This is a genomic window from Geodermatophilus sp. DF01-2 (assembly GCF_004571065.1).
Lineage (GTDB): Bacteria > Actinomycetota > Actinomycetes > Mycobacteriales > Geodermatophilaceae > Geodermatophilus.
Map to the genome: position 1 here is coordinate 1 of NZ_SPQN01000078.1, position 20,049 is coordinate 20,049.

The 20,049-nt window shown below is 74.6% G+C and carries 22 protein-coding genes; 7 read left to right on the plus strand and 15 right to left on the minus strand.

Annotation, left to right across the window (positions count from 1 at the left end; all coding sequences use genetic code 11):
- Positions 1 to 239: 239 nt before the first annotated feature.
- Complete coding sequence (locus E4P41_RS22765) at positions 240 to 518, minus strand: dihydrofolate reductase family protein (RefSeq protein ID WP_209307775.1); 279 nt, start codon at positions 516 to 518, stop codon at positions 240 to 242.
- Between the two features lie 601 nt (positions 519 to 1,119).
- Between E4P41_RS22765 and E4P41_RS17380 the strand changes: the two genes are divergently transcribed.
- From E4P41_RS17380 to E4P41_RS17390, 3 genes are read left to right on the plus strand one after another with little or no spacing between them, the layout of a single operon-like run.
- A complete protein-coding gene (locus E4P41_RS17380) occupies positions 1,120 to 1,713 on the plus strand; it encodes a PadR family transcriptional regulator (protein WP_135142519.1) in 594 nt (197 codons plus the stop codon).
- Complete coding sequence (locus E4P41_RS17385; protein WP_245177444.1) at positions 1,710 to 2,438, plus strand: ABC transporter ATP-binding protein; 729 nt, start codon at positions 1,710 to 1,712, stop codon at positions 2,436 to 2,438. The genes E4P41_RS17380 and E4P41_RS17385 overlap by 4 nt, the downstream gene beginning before the upstream one ends.
- The gene (locus E4P41_RS17390) at positions 2,435 to 5,083 is read left to right on the plus strand and encodes an FtsX-like permease family protein (protein ID WP_135142520.1); all 2,649 of its coding nucleotides are present in this window, start codon (positions 2,435 to 2,437) and stop codon (positions 5,081 to 5,083) included. The genes E4P41_RS17385 and E4P41_RS17390 overlap by 4 nt, the downstream gene beginning before the upstream one ends.
- Positions 5,084 to 5,356: 273 nt before the next feature.
- Here the strand turns inward: E4P41_RS17390 and E4P41_RS17395 are convergent, their stop codons facing one another.
- Positions 5,357 to 5,572, minus strand: a complete 216-nt coding sequence (locus E4P41_RS17395) for a hypothetical protein (protein WP_135142521.1) — start codon at positions 5,570 to 5,572, stop codon at positions 5,357 to 5,359.
- A gap of 18 nt (positions 5,573 to 5,590) precedes the next feature.
- Between E4P41_RS17395 and E4P41_RS17400 the strand changes: the two genes are divergently transcribed.
- Entirely contained in the window at positions 5,591 to 5,956 is a 366-nt protein-coding gene (locus E4P41_RS17400; RefSeq protein WP_135142522.1) for a hypothetical protein, read from the plus strand.
- Between the two features lie 70 nt (positions 5,957 to 6,026).
- Positions 6,027 to 6,386 (plus strand): hypothetical protein, encoded by a 360-nt coding sequence (locus E4P41_RS17405; protein WP_245177445.1) that lies wholly within the window; start codon positions 6,027 to 6,029, stop codon positions 6,384 to 6,386.
- A gap of 178 nt (positions 6,387 to 6,564) precedes the next feature.
- Here the strand turns inward: E4P41_RS17405 and E4P41_RS22285 are convergent, their stop codons facing one another.
- From E4P41_RS22285 to E4P41_RS17420, 4 genes are all read right to left on the minus strand, one after another.
- Positions 6,565 to 6,735, minus strand: a complete 171-nt coding sequence (locus tag E4P41_RS22285) for a hypothetical protein (RefSeq protein ID WP_167761146.1) — start codon at positions 6,733 to 6,735, stop codon at positions 6,565 to 6,567.
- A 178-nt stretch (positions 6,736 to 6,913) separates the two neighbouring features.
- Entirely contained in the window at positions 6,914 to 7,591 is a 678-nt protein-coding gene (locus tag E4P41_RS17410) for a hypothetical protein (protein WP_135142524.1), read from the minus strand.
- Between the two features lie 185 nt (positions 7,592 to 7,776).
- Positions 7,777 to 8,292 carry a flavin reductase family protein gene (locus tag E4P41_RS17415; RefSeq protein ID WP_135142525.1) on the minus strand — a complete coding sequence of 172 codons (516 nt, stop codon included), beginning with the start codon at positions 8,290 to 8,292 and terminating at the stop codon, positions 7,777 to 7,779.
- A complete protein-coding gene (locus tag E4P41_RS17420) occupies positions 8,289 to 9,224 on the minus strand; it encodes a hydroxymethylglutaryl-CoA lyase (protein ID WP_135142526.1) in 936 nt (311 codons plus the stop codon). Before E4P41_RS17420 ends, E4P41_RS17415 begins: the two co-directional genes overlap by 4 nt.
- A 109-nt stretch (positions 9,225 to 9,333) precedes the next feature.
- On the opposite strand from E4P41_RS17420, the gene E4P41_RS17425 reads away from it, so the two are divergent.
- Positions 9,334 to 10,224 carry a diguanylate cyclase gene (locus E4P41_RS17425; protein ID WP_135142527.1) on the plus strand — a complete coding sequence of 297 codons (891 nt, stop codon included), beginning with the start codon at positions 9,334 to 9,336 and terminating at the stop codon, positions 10,222 to 10,224.
- 118 nt (positions 10,225 to 10,342) lie between these two features.
- Here the strand turns inward: E4P41_RS17425 and E4P41_RS17430 are convergent, their stop codons facing one another.
- The 8 genes from E4P41_RS17430 to E4P41_RS17465 form a co-directional block, all read right to left on the minus strand.
- Complete coding sequence (locus E4P41_RS17430) at positions 10,343 to 10,993, minus strand: TenA family protein (RefSeq protein WP_135142528.1); 651 nt, start codon at positions 10,991 to 10,993, stop codon at positions 10,343 to 10,345.
- Positions 10,994 to 11,066: 73 nt separating this feature from the next.
- Positions 11,067 to 11,816, minus strand: coding sequence for a glutamine amidotransferase (locus E4P41_RS17435; RefSeq protein ID WP_135142529.1), 750 nt, complete (start codon positions 11,814 to 11,816; stop codon positions 11,067 to 11,069).
- Positions 11,817 to 11,886: 70 nt separating this feature from the next.
- Positions 11,887 to 12,921: a phosphotriesterase gene (locus E4P41_RS17440; protein ID WP_135142530.1), complete on the minus strand. Its 1,035-nt coding sequence runs from the start codon at positions 12,919 to 12,921 to the stop codon at positions 11,887 to 11,889.
- Positions 12,918 to 13,946 (minus strand): ABC transporter permease, encoded by a 1,029-nt coding sequence (locus E4P41_RS17445; RefSeq protein ID WP_135142531.1) that lies wholly within the window; start codon positions 13,944 to 13,946, stop codon positions 12,918 to 12,920. Before E4P41_RS17445 ends, E4P41_RS17440 begins: the two co-directional genes overlap by 4 nt.
- Positions 13,943 to 14,704 (minus strand): ATP-binding cassette domain-containing protein, encoded by a 762-nt coding sequence (locus E4P41_RS17450; protein WP_135142532.1) that lies wholly within the window; start codon positions 14,702 to 14,704, stop codon positions 13,943 to 13,945. The genes E4P41_RS17445 and E4P41_RS17450 overlap by 4 nt, the downstream gene beginning before the upstream one ends.
- Before the next feature lie 3 nt (positions 14,705 to 14,707).
- A complete protein-coding gene (locus tag E4P41_RS17455; protein WP_135142533.1) occupies positions 14,708 to 15,721 on the minus strand; it encodes a substrate-binding domain-containing protein in 1,014 nt (337 codons plus the stop codon).
- Between the two features lie 54 nt (positions 15,722 to 15,775).
- A complete protein-coding gene (locus tag E4P41_RS17460) occupies positions 15,776 to 16,708 on the minus strand; it encodes a carbohydrate kinase family protein (RefSeq protein ID WP_209307776.1) in 933 nt (310 codons plus the stop codon).
- Positions 16,648 to 17,487: a BtpA/SgcQ family protein gene (locus tag E4P41_RS17465; protein ID WP_135142535.1), complete on the minus strand. Its 840-nt coding sequence runs from the start codon at positions 17,485 to 17,487 to the stop codon at positions 16,648 to 16,650. Before E4P41_RS17465 ends, E4P41_RS17460 begins: the two co-directional genes overlap by 61 nt.
- Before the next feature lie 188 nt (positions 17,488 to 17,675).
- Here E4P41_RS17465 and E4P41_RS17470 point away from each other — a divergent pair, with 188 nt between their 5' ends.
- Positions 17,676 to 18,680, plus strand: a complete 1,005-nt coding sequence (locus E4P41_RS17470) for a LacI family DNA-binding transcriptional regulator (protein ID WP_135142536.1) — start codon at positions 17,676 to 17,678, stop codon at positions 18,678 to 18,680.
- Between the two features lie 4 nt (positions 18,681 to 18,684).
- Here the strand turns inward: E4P41_RS17470 and E4P41_RS17475 are convergent, their stop codons facing one another.
- Positions 18,685 to 19,776, minus strand: a complete 1,092-nt coding sequence (locus E4P41_RS17475) for a M20/M25/M40 family metallo-hydrolase (RefSeq protein WP_135142537.1) — start codon at positions 19,774 to 19,776, stop codon at positions 18,685 to 18,687.
- Between the last annotated feature and the right edge of the window lie 273 nt (positions 19,777 to 20,049).

Genomic DNA, 20,049 nt, shown 5'->3' on the forward strand with positions numbered 1-20,049 from the left:
CCCGCCACAACAGCTACCGCGTCAAGAAGCCAGGCGAGCGCAGCATCCGCCACTCCGGACCGCCCACGGTCACCATCCGCGCACTCCAACCCCGGGCAGCATGATCAACTTAAGCTACGTGGCATTGAGACCCGGCCGCGCCGGATCACCGCTGCTCGATCCTGCGCCGGTCATGACGGCGCAAGTCACGCTGCCTGGGTCGGCCCTGAGCCTTTGGCGGGCCCCCAGCCAGACCTGCCTCAGATCGCCTCGATCCGGTATCGCAGGTGCACGGCGCCACGACCGGGCAGGACCTCAATAGGTTCGAGGTCGGTCACCTCACTGAGATCGTCGAACAATCGCGTCCCGCTGCCGAGTAGGATCGGCGCCAGGTGAAGGGAAATCTCATCGGCCAGCCCCGCCTGCAGGTACTGCTGTGCAAGATTTGCGCCACCCGTCACCGCAACCACGCCATCTCCGGCCGCGGCGCGGGCCTGGTCGAGCGCGGCCTCTATCCCGCCGGTGACGAAGGTGTACACCCCGTTGGCCGGACTTTCGCTCGGGCGCCTCGTGAGAGACCACAAACAATGGCCTGCGCGCAGGGCCGGAGCGGCCGTCGGCGCCCCACCACCGGATCGAGTCGTTGTAGGTCGTCCGCCCGCAGATCGTGGCACCGAGGTCGGCGACGCCACGCTCAAGGACTTGCCTGCTCTCCTCGTCCGCGGACATCTCCGGTGCGTCGGTCACCGGCGACGGCAACAGCCGCTACCCGCGGACAGTGATCACCACGGACATGCGCAGCCTGCCTGTCAAGACTTCGATCACCCCCTCGAACGCTCCGGCCTCGCCGCGGTGTCCACCCCGACGGCCGGCATTTGGCGGTGAACTGGTCCCGGACCCGGCTCACCGCCTGATGACCCACCCGGCGTCCGTCTGCGCTGCTCGTGCCGACGTCTCGCCCGACGATCGTCGACGCCTGCGCCGCCGCCACGCGCCTGCGGCGTTCGAGGATCCTGATGACTCCTCGACGCGAAATCCGGCGAGGCGCCGCCCGGGCCGCGCGCCGCTGGACCCCAGCGTCCCGGACACGCCGCACCGGCCATGGACGGCAGCCATACCCGGTATGCATACTCCGTACCCATGTCCATCCGACACGGTCTGCTGGCGCTCCTCGAGCGCGGTCCGAGCCACGGCTACCAGCTGAGGGCGGAGTTCGACGCGGCGACGGGGGCGACCTGGCCGCTGAACGTCGGGCAGGTGTACTCGACGCTGGACCGGCTCGAGCGCGACGGCCTCGTGGCTGCCGAGGGCGAGCCGGACGCCGAGGGGCGCATCGCCTACCGGCTGACCGAGGACGGGCGGCGCGAGCTGCACACCTGGTTCGCCTCACCGGTGAGCAGCCGCAGCGGCCGGGACGAGCTCTCGATCAAGCTCGCGCTGGCGGTCACCACCCCCGGGGTCGACGTGACCGCGGTCGTGCAGACCCAGCGGAGCGCCACGATGACCTCGCTGCAGGAGTACACCCGGCTCAAGACGCGCGCCGACGGCGACGCCGGCGAGCTGGCGTGGTCGCTGGTGCTCGACGCGCTGGTCTTCCGGGCCGAGGCGGAGATCCGCTGGCTCGACCACTGCGAGGCCCGGGTCGCCCGCGCCGCGGCCCGGCGGCGGCAGGCCGGGACCCCGTCGTCCGCCCCGGCGGCCGACACCCCGTCGGCGACGGGGGGACGGCGGTGAGCGCGCCGGTGCTGCTGCTCTCGGACGTGACCCGCGAGCACATGCAGGGCGGGACGACGGTGCGCGCGCTGCGCGGCGTCGACCTCGCCGTGCACGCCGGTGAGCTGGTCGCCGTCATGGGACCGTCCGGCTCGGGCAAGTCCACCCTGCTGCACGCCGCCGGCGGGCTGGACACCCCGACGTCCGGGCAGGTGCTCGTCGAGGGCGTCGACCTGGCCGGGCTCTCCCCGGCCGCGACCGCCGCCGTCCGCCGGCGCAGCATCGGCTACGTCTTCCAGGACCTCAACCTGCTGCCGGCGCTCTCGGCGGTCGAGAACGTCGCCCTGCCGCGGGAGCTGGACGGCGTGCGCCGCCGGCAGGTGCGGCAGGAGGCCGTGGCGGCGCTGGCGGAGGTGGGCGTGGCCGACCTGGCCGACCGCTTCCCCGACGAGATGTCCGGGGGCCAGCAGCAGCGTGTCGCCATCGCCCGCGCCCTGGTCGGCCCGCGCCGGCTGCTGCTGGCCGACGAACCCACCGGGGCCCTGGACTCCACCACCGGCGAAGAGGTGCTGCAGGTGCTGCGCGCCCGCTGCGAGGCCGGCGCGGCCGGCGTCCTGGTCACCCACGAGCCCCGGCACGCGGCCTGGGCCGATCGGGTGGTCTTCCTCCGCGACGGCGTCGTCGTCGACCAGAGCGGCCCGGTCGCCGGTGCCGAGTCGCTGCTCGCCGCCGGCGGGTCGGCATGAGGGCCTGGGCCGTCCGGTGGCGGCCGGCCCTGCGCATCGCTCGCCGCGAGGCGCTGCGCCACCGGGTCCGCACCCTGCTGGTCGTGGCCATGGTGGGGCTGCCGATCACCGCGGTCGTCGCCGCGGCCACCCTGTTCGCCACCCGCGACGTCACGCCGGTCGAGGCGCTGCCGCGGACGCTGGGTGCGGCCGACGTCCGCATCACCGGGGAGTCCCGCGGACCGGTGACCGCCGACCCGGTGCACGGTGCCGTGTACGACCCCGGCCAGGCCGGCGGGGACGAGCCGTGGACCCGCACCGAGGTCGCCACCGCGCTCCCGGCCGGCTCGCGCGTGGTGGAGGCCCGCGAGGGGGAGATCGCCTACCGCACCGGGAACGGCTACGCGACCGTGTCCGGATGGGCCGACGACCTGGCCGACCCGGTCCGGGCCGGTGCCGCCGACCTCGTCGCCGGGCGGTTCCCCGCCGCCGAGGGCGAGGTGGCGGTCAGCCCGGCCGTCGCCGCCCGGGGCGTGTCGGTGGGCGACGAGCTGCTCGTCACGCGGGACGACGTCCCGGTGCAGGTGGTCGGCATCGCCCGGCTGCCGCAGCTGCCCGGACCGCTCGTCGTCCTGCCGCTCGACGCGGCGGACCTGCTCGGCGAGTCGCACGCCGTCTTCTACGCCACCGTGCCCGGCGGGCTGGACTGGCCGGCGGTACAGGAGCTCAATCGCCAGGGACTCGTGGCGCTCTCCCGCGAGGTCGTGCTCGACCCGCCGCCGCAGGAGGCCTGGCTGCCGCCCGACACCTTCGTCGCGACGGGTGGCGGAGCTGCGGCGACCGCCGTGCTGGCGCTCGTCGTGGCCTCGGTCCTGCTCGAGGTGGTGCTGCTCGCCGGCCCCGCCTTCGCCGTGGGCGTGCGCCGGCAGCGGCGCGACCTCGCCCTCGTGGCCGTCGCCGGCGGCGCCCCGGCCGACCTGCGCCGCGTCGTCCTCGGCAGCGGGATCGTGCTCGGGGGTGGGGCGGCGCTGGCCGGTGCCGCGCTCGGCGTGGGGCTGAGCGCGGCGGCCGTCCCGCTGGTCGCCGCCCGGTGGGACGTGCCGTTCGGGCCCTTCGACGTGCCGTGGACGCACGTGGGACCGACCGTCGCCGTGGGGATGGGAGCCGGCCTGGCCGCGGCCTGGTTCCCGGCGCGGCAGGCCGCCCGCACCGACGTGGCCGACGCGCTGGCCGGGCGCCGCGGCCAGGTGCGCACGTCGTGGCGGTCGCCGGTCGTCGGTCTGCTGCTGGCCGGGGCGGGCGCCGTCCTGGTGGCATTCGGTGCGCAGGGCAGCGAGTTCGGGGTCGCCGCCGGTGCGGTGCTGCTGGTCGCCGGCGCGGTCGTCGCCACGCCGTGGCTGGTCGGGCTGCTCGCGCCGGCGGCCCGCTGGCTGCCCGTGGCCGGGCGGCTCGCCGTCCGCGATGCGACCCGCAACCGCGGCCGGACGGCTCCGGCCGTGGCGGCGGTGGCGGCGACCGTCGCCGGGGTGACGGCGCTGGCCATCGGCAGCGCCAGCGACAGTGCCCAGTCCCAGCGTGACTACGTGCCGCAGGCGCCGATGGGGGCGGCGATGGTCGCCGGGGACGCCGACGCCGGCACGTGGGACGACGTCCAGGCCGTCGTCGCCGAACAGCTGCCGGGACGCCCCGTCGGCCGCATCCAGGCCCTACGCGAGCTCGACGGCGCGTCCGCCGGGCTGTCCCTGCTCCGCGCGGGGTGCACCGGCGACGTGGGGGAGTGCTCCTGGTTCCCCCAATACGGACCCACCTCCACGATCACGCTGACCAGCGGGGATTCGGTCGCCGTCGTCGACGGGTCTGCCGTCCGCGCACTGTTCCCCGCCGGGCTGGCCGACGGCGTGGCCGCCGCCCTCGACCGCGGCGAGGTCGCCGTCGTCGGGAGCGGCGCCCTCGACGCGCAGGGCGAGGTGACCCTCGTGGTCGCCGAGCACGACCAGGGCGCCGGCGTCCCGGACGTGCTCGCCCAACTGACGCTCCCGGCGACGGAGTTCGCTCTGCCGCAGGGTGGGATGGTGACGCTGCCGACGCTGGTCGCCGTGCCGCCGTCGGTGGCCGCGGACCTGCCCGTGCCGGTGCAGACGGTGCAGCTGTTGGTGGGCGGTCCGGACGCGCCCGTGACCGCCGCGGAGGAGCAGCGGCTGAGCGAGACGGTCGGCGCACTCTCCACCGGCCTGTGGGTCTACGTCGAACGGGGCTGGACCGACGACCTGGCCATCGGGCGCCTGCTCCTGGTGCTGCTGGGCGGGGCGCTGGTCCTCGTCGCCACGCTCACCGCGACCGGCCTCGCTCTCACCGACGCCCGTCCCGACCTGGCCACCCTCGCCGCGGTCGGCGCCGCACCCGGTACGCGGCGGCGGATGGCGATGGCCGCCGCGGCCGTCGTCGGGGGTGGTGGGGCGTTGTTGGGCGTGCTGGTGGGGCTGGGGCCGGGCATCGCCGTCGCCTTCCCGTTGACCAGCCAGGACTTCGGCGCCGGCGTGCAGCCGGTGGTCGTCGTCCCGTGGACGGTCCTCGGCGCGGTCGCCCTCGCCGTCCCGCTGCTGGCCGTCGCGGTCACCGGGGTGGCCGTGCGTGCCCGCCTGCCGATGACCACCCGGCTGACATGAGCGGCCGGGACCGTCGTGGGGGACCGGGCAGCGAGCCGGCCTCGGTGATCGCCGCGCGCCAGCTGGCCCAGGAGGCGCGGGAGCGACGGGAACTGCCCAGGCGGCGACGCAGTCGGCCACCGATCCGGTCGAGTTCCGTGACGGGCCTCCCGGAAGTCGTGCTGCAGCGCCGGATCGCCGATGCACATCCGGTGCATCGGCACACCTGACGGATGAGGCATCACCGTGCCGAGAGGGTGTGGTCGAGCAGCACGTAGTCGGCGCCCTGGCACGTCACCACGGCCACGTAGGCGCGTCGGCCGGCCGGCCCGGCAGCGCGGCCACCGTCCTCCGCGTCGTCGGCTCGGCGACGTCGAAGCTGTGCAGCAGGGTCACCCGCGCCCGGAGCCGCACCGGCTGTTCCGTCACGGCGTCGAGGTGCTCGGCGAACAGGGCGCTGACCGAGACGTCCCCCCTGCGCGGGAGGATGGCACCCGTGTCCGACGCCACCGCCACGGGGTCCGCCCGGTGAACCTCGTGCTGGTGGTCGCGGTGACGGTCGTCTCCGCCCTGCTCGCGCTGGCCGGTCTCGCCTCGACGCTCGCCCGGCGGCGGATCGGTCTGCTGCACCTGTGGGGGACGGCGCTGCTGGAGGCGTTGCTGCTGGTCCAGGCGGTGCTCGCCGTCGTCCTGCTGGTCCGCGGGGAGCGCCTCGCCGACACCCCGACGTTCCTCGGCTACCTGGCCGGCATCGTGCTGCTGCCGGTCGCCGGAGGGCTGTGGGCCCGCACCGAGCCGACCCGCTGGGCGGGCACCGTGCTGGCCGTGGCCGCCGCGGCGGTCGGCGTCATGGTGTGGCGGCTGCAGGAGCTGTGGGAGGCGACGGGTGGCTGAGCCTACGGGGGACCGACACACGGCGGAACGGCCGATGGCGGGACAGGCGAGCGCGGGAGGCCCCGGCCGGGTGCTGGTCGCCGTGTACGGCGTGTTCGCCCTCGCCGCCGGCGCCCGGGCCGTCGTCCAGCTCTCGACCCGCTTCGCCGAGGCGCCGGTCGCCTACCTGCTCTCCGCCCTCGCCGCAGCCGTCTACGTGGTCGCCACCGTGGCGCTGGCCCGCGACGGGCGCCGGACCGCACTGGCCGCGATCATCGTCGAACTGGTCGGCGTCCTCGTCGTGGGCACGCTGTCGTTGGCGGACCCGGCGTCCTTCCCCGACGAGACGGTGTGGTCGGCCTACGGCCGGGGTTACCTGTTCATCCCGCTGGTGCTGCCGGTGGCCGGCCTGCTGTGGCTGCGCCGACAGCAGCGAGTCGCGCCCCGCTGAGGGGCGTTCCCGGCCGTGCCGATCTCTGCCGTCCTCGACTCCACGAGTCCCAGGCTCACGAGTCCCAGGCCCCCACGAGTCCCAGGCCCTCGTGGGGGACGCAGACGGAGAGCGGGCTCGTACAGGGACCGGCGAGCGGGCGCGGAGGCCCGCCGACCGGCCACTGCCGATGCGCGGATCAGGCGGGCTCGGGCACGCCGCCGGTGTCGCCGCCGGGATCGTCAGGTGTCGACTCGATCGGCGCGGGCGGGAGTGGCTCCGGTGCGTCGGGAAGCAGCTCAGCCGGATCGTTGGGCACCGGCTCGTCCGGGTCGATGTTCGGCTCCGGCTCCGGCAGTGGTGCGACCATGCGATGAGTCAACCAGCGCGTCGTTCCGATCGCAGATCCTCGAGCCGACCTGGCGGGTGGTCAGGTCCGGATCGCGCAGCGGCATCAGGTCGTGATCGGGGCTGTGGCGCATGCCGGGCACCCCAGCGGTGTCCCGAGGCGACCAGGCCGAGCCCGATGAGCACGTCGCGCCGGCTGCTCAGAACTCCCCGCCGCCGAAGTCCCCACCGAAGTCCCCACCGAAGCCGCCGCCCGCGTCGGCGCCGCCGGCGAAGTCCCCACCGGGATCACCGCCGCCGGCGTCCTCGTAGCCCTGCGCGTAGGCCTCCTCGTCCCCACCGCCCAGGAGCCCCTGGTCGCCGAGTCCGCTGTCGAAGAGCGCGTCGGCGACCGCCGTCCCCACCACCAGGCCGCCGACGGTGCCGAGCAGACTGGCGCCCACCATGCTGCCGAAGCCGGGGCCGCTGCCGCCGGGCCCGTAGCCGCCGAAGGCCCGCTCCAGCGTGCCCGGCTGGCGCACCTCGGCGCGGGTGGCGGCGCGGGCCAGGGAGCGCGGGTCGTCCGCGCGAGGCCGCTCCGACGAGGGCACCGCGGCGGCCAGCTGCACCAGCACCTCCTGCCGCTGCTGCGGGGTCAGCTGGGCGAACGCCTCCGCGTGCGCCTCCTCGATCTTGTCCGGCGGTGCGGTGCGCAGCAGGTAGCGGTAGCGCTCGACCGCCTGCTGGTCGGTGGGCGCCCCGCCCTGCGCCGGCGGCGGTGGGGGCGGCGGCTGAGAGCCGCCGTACTGCGGCGCATGTCCCTGGCCCGCGTACCCCCGGTCGTATTCCTGGCCACCACCGGATCGGCGGCGGCCGAAGAGCCGGTCGAGCAGTCCCATGGCGATCGTCTCCCTCCGGTCGGGACGGTGTCTCCCGCCGGAGGGGTTCCCGCCGAGCTCCGGCCCACACGTGACACCGCGGTCCTACCGGACCGCACCGCGACCAGGTGCCGTTCCCGGGAGGCGTCGAGCCGCCACCCGTGTCCCGGCCGGAGGACCCTCCGGGCCCCCGCTCCTCGGATCGATCAGCCCGGGGGGCTCTCCAGGAGCCCGTAGACCCCGCGGTGGAACAGCAGCGGCCGCCGCCCGGGGTCGTCCCCGAGGTCCAGCACGCGGGCGGCGACGAGCGTGTGGTCGCCGCCGTCGTACTCCGCCCACAGCTCGCAGTCGATCCAGGCCACGACGTCCTCCAGCACCGGCTGGCCGAACCGGCTCGGCCGCCACGGCACGCCGGCGAATTTGTCGACCCCGGAGCGGGCGAAGGTCACCGACAGGGCGGTCTGGTCCTCGGCGAGCACGTTCACGCAGAACCGACCGAGCGCGCGCAGCCGCGGCCAGGTGCCGGAGGTGCGGGCCGGCGCGATCACGACGAGCGGCGGGTCCAGCGACAGCGAGCTGAACGACTGGCAGGTGAACCCGATCGGCCCCTCGTCGGCCTGCGCGGTCACCACGGTGACGCCGGAGGCGAAGTGGCCCAGAACCTCGCGCATCGTCCGCGGGTCGACGACTTCGCCGTCGGGTCCCGGCTGCGGCCGGCTCATGCCATGGGCACGGGCCGGGGCACCGAGCGGCCGCCGGCCCGGTACAGCGAGCTGGGCAGCGCGTGCCCCACGGCGTCCTCGGTGACCCGGGCGGCGGCGAGGACGGCCTCGAGGTCCAGGCCGGTGCGCACGCCGGACTCCTCGAGCATGTAGACCAGCTCCTCGGTGGCGATGTTGCCGCTCGCGCCGGGGGCGAACGGGCAGCCGCCGAGCCCGCCGACCGAGGAGTCCAGCTGGGTGACTCCCGCCTGGACGGCGGCCAGCGCGTTGGCCTGGCCGGTCCCGCGGGTGTCGTGGAAGTGCACCCCGACCTCGACCCCGGGGCACGTCCGGCGGACGGCGTCGAGCAGCTGCACCACCCGCAGCGGGGTGGTCGTGCCGATCGTGTCGCCCAGGCACAGCCGGTCGGCGCCGCCGGTGACCGCGGCGCGGGCGACGTCCACGGTCCGGGGGATCGGTGTCCGGCCGTCGAAAGGGCAGTCCCACGCGGTGGCGATGACCACCTCCAGCGAGCCACCGGCGCCGTGGGCCAGCTCCGCGATCTCGCCCACCGCCCCGACCGCCTCGGCGGTGGAGCGCCCCGCGTTGGCCCGGCTGTGCCCGTCGGAGGCGGAGACAACGTACTCCAGGTCGGCGACCCCGGCGTCCACGGCGCGGGTCGCACCGCGGGCGTTGGCCACCAGGGCGGAGAAGTGCACGCCGTCGAAGCGGTGCAGCTCGGCGGCGACCTGATCGGCATCGGCGAGCGCGGGCACCGCCCGCGGGGAGACGAAGGAGGTCACCTCGATCCGGCGGACGCCGGTGGCCACGAGCGCCTCCAGCATCGCCAGCTTGCCGTCCAGCGGTACCGGCGCCTCGAGCTGCAGGCCGTCGCGCATCCCCACCTCGCGGACGTCCACGGCCGCGGGCAGCACCAGGTCGAACTCGTTCACGGGCCCTCCTCGTCCGATCACGTGCCATCCTGCCCCGGCGCCAGGTTCCACGTGGAACGAGTCCGGGCACCTCCCAACCGGAGCAGGATGTCCGGAGCGGAGGTGAGCCGTGGTGGACGCTGCGGACGGGCTGCCCCTCGCCGATCGTCGGAGCGTCTTCGCGAACGCGCCCATGGGCATCCTGCTCGCCACGCCCGCCGGCGTGGTGGTGGCCGCGAACCCGACGCTGGCCGCGCTGCTCGGCAGGACGCCCGAGGAGCTGCACGGCCGTCAGATGCTCGACTTCGTCCACCCCGACGACAGCCCCGCCACCGCCGAGGCGTACAGCGAGTTGATGGAGCGGCACCGGGTGATGCGGCACGAGACCCGGCTGGTCCGGCAGGACGGCAGCGTCGTCCCCACGCAGGTCACCTCGTCCTGGGTGGACGCCACGCCGGGCGGTGACCCGCCGCACGTGGTGGCGATCATCGAGGACATCACCGAGCGCAAGAGCCTGGAGGCCGCGCTGGTGCACCGGTCGCTGCACGACCCGCTCACCGGCCTGCCCAACCGGATCCTCTTCGCCGACCGGTTGCGGCACGCCCTGACCCGCGGGCACCGGGAGCGGACGGCGACCTGCCTGCTCGGCATCGACCTCGACGGCTTCAAGCAGATCAACGACGTCTACGGCCACCCGGTCGGCGACGAGGTGCTGGTCGCCTTCGCCGGACGGCTCACCTCGGTGCTGCGGGCCAGCGACACCGCGGCCCGGGTCGGCGGCGACGAGTTCAGCATCGTCTGCGAGAACAGCGGGCGCGCCGACGCCGAGGCGCTGGCCGAGCGACTGCGGAGCACCGCCACCGAGCCGCTGCGGCTGGCGGGGGGCATCACCATCTCCCTGCACATGAGCATCGGGATCGGCATGGTGCACGGCGGCACCGACCCCGAGCGCGCGTTCGGGGTCCTGGTGCGCGAGGCCGACGACGCCATGTACGCCGACAAGGCCGCCCGGCGGCGCTGAGCGGCCGGGCTCGCCCGCCCTGCAGGGTCCCGCCGCAAGCCTGGTGACGGACTGCAACGGCCACCCTTCAGGGGCCCGCGCCGAGCATGCGAGGCGTGGGGGGAAGGGTGGTCCTTCTTCAGCCGTGGACGGCGTCGTGGAAGGCGATCTCCGCGCGCAGCACCGCACCGAACCAGCGGTCCAGGTCGGAGTCGGGGACGTCCTGCGGTGACAGGACGTCGACGTCGCGCTCGAGCGCGGTCACCTGGGTCAGGAAATCCGCGCCCGTGTGCAGGTCGATCCAGGCCTGCAGGTCCGGGTGCCGCCGGCGAGCGACCTCGGCCGGCGCCGCAGCCGCGGCCGTGCACCAGCGGGCGTACATGGTCTCCGCGGCCAGCATCCCGGTCACCGCGGCCGGGCGTCCGCCGTCGGTCACCTGGGACAGGACCGTCGCTGACAGCACTGCCGCGCGGTCGAGCACGGAGCCCTCCTCACCGATCACGAGCGGCCACCGGCCGCGCAGCGCCGTGAAGTACGCGCGCTGGTCGGTGACCAGGTTCGTCAGCGACCGGGCGTGCGGCAGGAGGTCGTCCCACGAGGCGGACTCCCACACCACCCGGCCCAGCACGCGAGAGGCGGTGAACACGAACGCCTCCTCGACCAGCAGATAGCGCGCGAAGTCGTCGGCGGACAGCGTGCCCTCGGTCGCCTCCCGCACGAAGCGGCAGCCGCAGGCCGCGGCCAGGACGGCGGCCTGGCGGTCGACCAGCGCGGCGGAACGCCGGCTCACGTCCCCTCCTCGTGGGCGCTCGTCGTCGCCGTGCGCCCCGCTGCTCCGTCCATCCGTGACCTCGCGGGCTCGGTCACGCCCGGACCAGCCAGCGGGTCAGCCCGTCGAAGAGCCGGGCGTACCCCGGCCAGTCCTCGCAGAAGGCGGGGGGCGCCCAGTGCGGCGAGCAGTCCGACGTGAACGCGGCGACCCGCCCCGCCCCGTACGTGCCGACGACGAGCAGCGGGTCCTCGCCGGCGCGGACCGGCACCTCGGCGCCGTCCTTGGCCACGACCCGGTTGTAGCCGAGCAGCAGCGGCCACTCGGTGCCGGCTCCACCGAGGGCGGGGTGGTCGGCCTGCAGGACCGAGGGGTGGATGCCCGCGGGGCACTCGACCCGGTCGTCCTCGGCGAGCATGGTCACCGGCAGGACCTCGGCGATCGCGGTCTGCCGGAAGGCCGCTCGAGCCTGGAAACCGCTGAAGGACAGGTAGCCCCCGATCATCAGCAGCGCCCCACCGTCGGACACCCACTCCGCCAGCACACGCAACCGGTCCTTCCCCGGCACCGACCGTTCGAAGACGCCGGGGGCGAGCTGGATCGAGTTGGCGCCGATGTCGGAGAGCACCACGACGTCGTGAGCCGACAGCGCGCCGGCGTCCTCCGGGAAGTCGGTCGGCACCAGGTGCGCCGGCAGGTGCACCACCTCGTGGCCGGAACCGGTCAGGGCATCGCGCAGCGGCCCCACCCCCTCCACGTAGGAGTGGACGGAGAACTCGTCGACGCCCTTCACGTGGGTGGAGGTCGTCATCCAGCTCTCGCCGGCGATCAGGATGCGCGCCATGGCGGCGGGTCACCGTCCTTCGGTGGTGAGTGGGTGGGTCAGGTGAGGGTGGGATGGGCCGGGTGAGTGATCAGCGACCGGCGGCCGCGCGCTCGAAGAGCCGGCGCGGGTTGTCGGTCATGAGGGAGGCCACCAGTCCGGCGTCCAGGCCGGCCCGGCGCAGGCGGTCGGCGAAGACGACCGGGACGTAGGCGAGCCCGTTGCCGCCGAAGCGGCGCAGCATGGCCTTGAGGAAGAGGTCGTGCGAGAGCAGCAGACGGTCGGCGTGCCCGGCCTCGACCAGCGCGGCAACGGCGGTGGCGGTCTCGCCGGGCGACGGGGACTGCCCCTCGCCGGCGAAGGAGAAGGGCATGCCCACCATGTCGAACTCCAGCGCGACCCCCCGCTCGGCGACCGACCGCTGGTAGGCCGGGTCGCCGCCCGAGGGGTCCATGTGGCAGAGGACGACCGCTCCCGGGTCCACGCCCTCGTCGTCGACCACGACGTCGAGCACCTCGTGCGCGCGGCGCTGCCAGCCGGGCAGGTGCACGAACAGCGGCACGCGGACCTCCCGCTGGGCCCGGCACGCCGCGCGCAGGGCCGTGCGCTCGTCGTCGGTGAACGCCGGCGAGACCCCGATCTCCCCGATCACGCCGGGCCGCAGCTCGTGACCGGTCGCGAACTCGTCGACGAGGGCGGCGGCCAGCACGTCGGCCGGCGTCCCCGCGAGCTCCGGTGGGTGGGTGGCCTGCAGGTACCAGCCGGAGCCCATCACCACCTGCACGCCCGTGGCGCGGGACAGCGCGACCAGCCGCTCCGGTGCCCGGCCCAGCCCGGGCGGGGTCAGGTCGACCACCGTCCGGCCGCCGACGGCGGCGAACAGGGCCAGGTCGGCGGCCATCGCGTCGTCGTCGTCCAGCCGGCAGTTGTCGGCGTTCTCGTACGGGTGGTCGGTCAACAGCCAGGCGAGGTCGGCCGTGACGGGCGCGTCCAGCAGGGCCGCGACCGCCGGGTCGTCCGCCGTCCGGACGGCGCTGGTGACGTCGTTCGCCAGGTGCTCGTGCGGGAGGACCAGGCCGAGGTCGGCGGAGTCGACGGCGCCGAGCACCGTCCGGACCGCCGTCATGCCCGGCTCGTGAGCTTCCGCAGCGAGTAGGCGATGCCGGCGCTGCGCAGGTTGACCCAGATGACCACCAGGAGCACCGCGCCGGTGATGATGGGCGTCAGGAACGGGCTGACGCCGATCAGCGTCAGCCCGTTGGCGATGACGCTGATGAGGACGGCGCCGATCAGGGTGCCGACCACGGTGCCGCGCCCACCGAAGAGGCTGGTGCCGCCCAGCACGACCGCGGCGATCACGGTCAGCTCGAACCCCTGGGCGGAGTTCGCCGAGCCGGAGCCGAGGCGCGCGGCGACCAGCATCCCGGCGATCCCGGCGGCCAGGCCGGAGAGCACCAGCGTCAGCATCTTCACCCGCCGGACGTTGACGCCCGCACGGCGGACCGACTCCTCGGCCGCGCCGATCCCGATGACGTACTGCCCGAAGCGGACCCGGTGCAGCACGACGAGGCCGGCCACGACGGTCAGGACGGCGACCCAGGCGCTGCTGGAGAAGCCGAGCCAGTCGGCCGTCCCGAGCCGGGCGAAGAACGTGCTGAACTCGATCGGCACGGAGAACCCCTCCGTGGAGTAGAGCGCGATGCCGCGGATGACCGAGAGGGTCGCCAGGGTGACGATGAAGGCCGGGATGCCCGCGTAGGCGGTGAACCATCCGTTGACCAACCCCCAGCCGGCCCCCATGAGCAGGCCGGCCAGGAGCACCAGGGAGGAGTCCCACCCGGCGGCCAGCAGCTGGGCGGACATCGCGGAGACGAAGGCGATGATCGAGCCGACCGAGAGATCGATCTGGCCCGCCGTGATCACGAAGGTCATCGCGACGCCGACGATGAGCACCGGGGCGACCTGCGTGGCGAGGTTGGAGATGTTGGCGAAGGTCAGGAAGGTGTCCGAGGCGATCCCGAAGAAGACGCAGACCACCAGCGTGACACCGGCCATGACGAGCGTGGCCTTGTTGGCCCGTTGCCACCAGGACTGCTGCCGGGCGAGTCGGGTGGTGGCCTCGGACGTCGGGGGTGCAGTGGTCGCGGTCATGCGGACGCCTCCTGCTCGGGTTGGGAGCGGGTGATGAGGGCCACGAGCTTCTCGATGTCCAGGTCGCCGATCGGGACGTCGTCCACGCTCTCGCCCTCGTACATGACGGTGATCCGGTCGCAGACCCGGAAGAGGTCCTGCAGCCGGTGGGTGACGAGGATGACGCCGACGCCGCGGGCGGCCACGTCGGAGATCAGGCGCAGCACCGACTCGACCTCGGCGACCGCGAGCGCGGCGGTCGGCTCGTCGAGGATCAGCACGTCGGGCTCGAAGGAGACGGCCCGGGCGATGGCGACGGTCTGCCGCTGCCCGCCGGACAGCGTGCCGATCTCCTGGTGGGTGGAGGACACCTTCACGTGCAGGTCGGCCAGGATGCGGGCCGCCTGCGCGTGCATCCGCCGCTTGTCCACGAAGGGGCCCCGATGCGGCTCGCGGCCCAGGAAGAGGTTGCTGGCCACGTCGAGGGTGTCGCACAGCGCCAGGTCCTGGTAGACGATGCCGATCTTCTCGGCCTGGGCGGCCGAGGGGCTGGCGAAGCGCTTCGGGCGGCCGTGCACCCGGATCTCCCCGCCGTCGTGCTGGACCGCGCCGGCGAGGATTTTCATGAGCGTGGACTTGCCGGCGCCGTTGTCGCCGACGAGGCCGAGGACCTCCCCGCGCCGCAGGGTGAGGTCGACGCCCCGGAGCGACTGCACCGGTCCGTAGGACTTGGTGATCCCCCTGAGCTCGACGAGGAGGTCCCCGGTCGGGTCGGCCACGGGTCAGCCCTCCAGGTAGTAGAGGTAGTCCTCGTAGTTCTCCGGCGTGACGATCTGCGTCTCCACGGGGTACTCCTCCTGCACCGGGTTGCCGCACGCCAGGTCGATGGCCGCGGCCATCGCCTGGTAGCCGAACTCGTAGGTGTTCTGCTGCACGACGCCGGCGATCCAGCCCTGCTCCAGGCCCGGGATCACGGGCTCCGAGAGGTCCCAGCCGACGACGGTGATCCGGTCCTGCGCGTCCTGGCTGCGCACGGCGGCGGCCAGACCGATCAGCGCGGGCTCACCGGTCGCGTAGACGTACTGCAGGTCGGGGTTCCCGGTGAGCAGGTTCTCCGCCGCGGCCTGGGCCTCCTCCTGGATGTTGCGGCCGTCGACCACGGTGCCGATGGTCATCCCGCCGGCGGTGACGGCCTCCTCGAAACCGCGCTGGCGCTCGAGCTGGATGGTGCTGTTGAGCGCGCTGACGATGCCGACCTCGCCCTCGCCGCCGGACTCCTCGAGCAGCAGCTCGCCGATCAGCGCGCCGGCCTCGGCGTTCGCCGTCCCCACCTGCGCGTCGACGGCCGGGTCGTCGACGATCGCGTCCACGGCCACCACCGGGATCCCGGCAGCGTCGGCGGCGCGGATCGCCGGCTTGATGCCCTCGGTGTCGATCGCCGCGACGATGATCGCGTCCACGCCGTCGGCGACCAGGGTGTTGATCGCGTTGGCCTGGGTGACCGAGTCGTTGTTGCCGCTGATGATCTGCAGGTCGACGCCGTACTCCTCGGCCATCGCCTGGGCGGCCTCGTTGATCTGGTTGAAGAACAGTGCCTGGAGGTTGATCGTCACCAGGCCGATCTCCATTTCGTCGGTGTTCTCGCAGCCGGTCGGCTGCAGGCTGGGTTCGGGCAGCGAGGCGGCCGAGCCGCCGCCGTCGGCCGCGGTCGGGTCGGCGGCCGACGGCGGGGCGCTGTCACAGGCGCTCAGCGCGAGCAGAGCGGTACCGGCGGCCAGGGCGATGGTGCGCTTCACGGGGTCCTCCAGGGTGGACGGTGGGTGCGGGACGTGCCTCTCCGTGGTGCTGGGTCAGGCGGGGCCGGCCAGGACGGCGTCGACGTCGGCGGGAGTGGGAGCGCCACGTGCTCCCCGGACGGTGCACGAGAGGCTGGCGGCCACACCGGCCCGCCGCGCGGCGGTGACCGGCGGGAGCCCGCCGTCGATCCCGGCCAGGTAGGTGCCTGCGAAACAGTCGCCGGCACCGGTGTCGTCGACCACCGCGACGGGCAGCGCCGCGCCGGGGACGGTGCTGCCGTCGGGCGCGAACAGCTGCCAGCCGTCCGCCCCGTCGGTGACCAGGAGGCAGCTGCCCGCCGAGCGGGCCAGCTGCGCCCAGTCCGACCCCGGGTGGCCGAGGAGTCGCTCCAGCCGCCGGCGTCCCACGACGACGTGGTCGGCGCAGTGCAGCGCGGCCAGGGCCTGGTCCCGGTCGTCGCAGCCGTCCAGGTCGACGGCGAGCACCAGGCCGGCCGTCGCCGCGGCCGCGACCGTCGACGCGCGGTAGCCGTCGAGGTAGAGGAGGCCGCCGCCCTCGGCGACCAGCCGCCGGGCGGCCGCGGCGACGTGCGCGGGACCGAGTCCGTCGTCCTGGCTCACCACGGCGCGCCGGCCGTGGGCGTCGACGAGGACGACGGCGGTGGACAGGAACGCCGTGCGCTCGGTCCAGCTCGTGTCGACGCCCTCGGCCTCGAGCTCGCCGAGGAAGCGCCCCGAGAGGTGGTCGTCGCCGACCACACCGGCGAAGGCCACCCGGGCGCCGGCCCGGGCGGCGGCCACCGCCGCGTTCGCCGCCATCCCGCCGGGCAGGTGCTCGACCGCGGTGGCGTGCACCCGCTCGTCCGGGCGCGGCAGGCGGGGCACGCGGGCGACGACGTCGAGGTTGGCGTAGCCGCAGAAGACGATCACCGGCCCGCCGCCCGGGCCACGGCGCGCACCCGGTCGGGCGCCACCCGCCCCCACCACCGGCCGTTCTCCTTCGCCGCGGAGGCGACGATGGCCCCGTCGCACTCGGCGAGCAGCCGCCCGACGTTGCCGGGGTCGATGCCGCTGCCGATGACCACCGGCAACCGGGTGTGGTCCCGGATGCCGACGACCTCCTCGACCGACGTGGCGTGCCCGGTCCGGGACCCGGTCGCGATGAGGACGTCGGCGTCGAAGAACTCGGCGTCCTCGGTCTGCTCGGCCAGCGTGCGGTCGGCGACGATCGCGTGCGCCCCGTGCTTGACGTGCACGTCGGCGAAGACCTTGACCGAGTCGGCGCCGATGGCGTGGCGGTAGCGGGTGGTGCGGGCCGCCTGGCCCTCGATGATCCCCTCGTTGGCCACGTAGGCGTTGGCCCACTGGTTGACCCGCACCCATCCGGCACCCGAGGCCCACGCCGCGGCCACCGAGCACTCGCCCGCGTTGGACAGGATGCTGACGCCGACCCGTGGCCCCAGCTCGGCCACCACCGCGGCCGTGACGACGCCCATGGCCGCGGCGACCTCGTACCCGTGCTGGCCGGGCTTGAGGAACGGGATGTCGCCGTGGTTCTCGACGATCACGGAGTCGAAGCCGTTGGCGACGTAGGCCCGCGCCTCCTCGACGGCGAACCGGCACAGCTCACCGACCGGCTGACCCCGGTAGGCCGGACTGCCCGGCAGGGGCGGCAGGTGCACTGCGCCGATCAGCGTCTTGCCGTCCCCGAACAGGGCGGTCGTCGCTGAGGGCTTGGGCGGGAACACCCCGAACGGCGCGGACACGCAGCCTCCGATGTAATCGTTTGCCGACACGCGAGACGCTAGCCGTCCCCCCGCAGGGCTCGTCAAGAGCAATCGATTACATTCTCGTTGCGCCCGGTTCCGGGCCCGATGCGTCCCGAGCGCGGCCGGCCCCGATGGGAGGCAGGATCGCAGGCAGGCGTCCGGTCGGCGGACGAGAGAGGGAACCGGTGCCCAAGGCGACCATCCGGGACGTCGCAGCCCGCGCGGGTGTCTCCACCGCGACGGTGTCCCGGGCGCTGTCCGGCGCCCGTCCGGTCTCTCCCGAGGTCGCCGAACTCGTCCGCCGCGCCGCCGCGGACCTCGGCTACTCCGGGAACGGCATCGCGAGCGCGCTGCGCCGCAACCGCACCGACACGGTCGGCATGGTGGTGCCCAGCATCGCCAACCCGTTCTTCACCGCGCTGGTCGAGAGCGTGGAGCACGCGCTCCAGGACGCCGGCCAGCAGCTCTTCCTGTGCTCGTCCCGCTCCGACCCGGCACTGGAGGCCCAACGGCTGCGCAGCCTCGTGGCCCGGCAGGTCGACGGCATCGTGATCAGCCCCGTGCACGGCACCGAGAGCACCGAGGCGGTCGCCTGGGCCGCCCGCGAGCTGCCGCTGGTCCAGGTCGACCGGTACGTGACCGGGGTCGACAGCGACTGGGTGGGCGTGGACGACGACACGGCGCTGCGGCTGGTCGTCGACCACCTCGCCGGGCGGCACGTCCGGTCGGCGGCGTTCGTGAGCTCGCAGCTCACCAACTCGTCGACCGAGCTGCGGCTGGCCGGCTTCCAGCAGCACACGGACCGGGCGGGCATCGCCGTCGAGGACGGGCAGGTGCTGCTGGGGGAGTACTCGATCGCCTGGGGACGGACCGCTGGTGAACGGATCCTGCGCTCCGCCCACCGTCCCGACGCCGTCGTCTGTGCCGACGACCTGATCGCGTTCGGCGTCCTGCAGGCCTGCCACGACCTCGGGCTGGACGTGCCCGGTGACGTCCTCGTCACCGGGTTCGACGACATCCCCTACGCGGCACTGTCCGCGCCGCCCCTGACGACGATCCACCAGCCGCAGGAGCAGATCGCGGCCGAGGCCGTCCGCCTGCTGCAGCGCGCCCTGGGCCGCGAGGCCGGCCCGCCCACGCGCATCGCTCTGCCACCCGACCTCGTCGTCCGGCAGAGCACCGGCCGCTGAGGGCTCAGGTCCTCCAGCGCGCGACGACGTCGGTGAAGGCGGCCGCGGCCTGCTCCAGCTCGGCGACCTCCACGTACTCGTTCGCCGCATGCATCACCGCGGGAGTGCCCGGGCCCCACACCACGATCGGGGCACCGCCGACGACCCGGACCAGGACCGACGCGTCGGTGAAGTAGGTCGCCGGGGTGGGCAGGACGGCGGCGGGCAGCGAGGCGACCCACGGGTCGTCCGCGGGCGTGCCGACCGGCGGCAGGTCCACCCGCACCTCGACGTCGGCCACCTCGGGCTGCTCCCGCCACCAGCCCAACAGCTCGCCGCCGTCCGCGACGGTGCGCATGTCCACCACCACCTCGGCCCGGTCGGGGACGACGTTGGGCACGGTGCCGCCGGTGACGACGCCGGGGTTCCACGTCTCGGTGCCGAGGAAGGGGTCGGTGCGCAGTGGCAGTGCGCCCCCGGCCCGGCCGAGGACGGCGACCAGGTCGAGGACGGCGTTGTGCCCGCGCTCGGGCGTGCTGCCGTGCGCGGCCCGCCCCGCGGTGCGCACGGCGAGCCACAGCGCCCCCTTGTGGCCGAGGACGACCTGGTTGCCGGTCGCCTCGGGGACGATCACCGCGCCGACCGGCTGGTCGGCCACCGCGGCCGCTGCCGCGGCGGCGCCCAGCGAGCCGATCTCCTCGTCGCTGGTGAGCAGCAGCGCCACCGGCGTCTCCGGGTCGGCGGTGGCGAGCGCAGCCACCGCGGCCACCACCCCGGCCTTCATGTCGCTGCCGCCGCGGCCCCACACCCGGCCCTCGTCGAGGTCGGCGCCGAACGGGTTGCGCTGCCAGACGCCCGGGTCGGGCACCGGGACCGTGTCGACGTGGCAGGCCAGCAGCAGCTGCGGGCGCCCCGGGTCGGTCGGCGTGCGCAGCAGCGTCCACGGGTGGTCGGGGTCCCGGCCCTCGGTCACCCGCAGGTGCGGGGCCCGCTGCCGCAGCACGTCGGTGAGCATGCCGAGGACGTCGCGCTGGGCGGCGGCGCCGCCGGACACCGTGTTCCGGCCGACGATCTCCCGCACCAGCGCGACCAGGTCGAGGCCGCCGTCCGCTGTCATCCCCTGATCCTCCCGCGGTGTCGTGAGGAGTGGGGCCCGGAGGGTCCCGCGACGAGCGACGGTCAGGCTCGGCCCGACGGGGGGACGGCACCTGGCCGCGGTGTCGTGAGGAGTGGGGCCCGGAGGGTCCCGCGACGAGCGACGGTCAGGCTCGGCCCGACGGGGGGACGGCACCTGGCCGCGGTGTCGTGAGGAGTGGGGCCCGGAGGGTCCCGCGACGAGCGACGGTCAGGCTCGGCCCGACGGGGGGACGGCACCTGGCCGCGGTGTCGT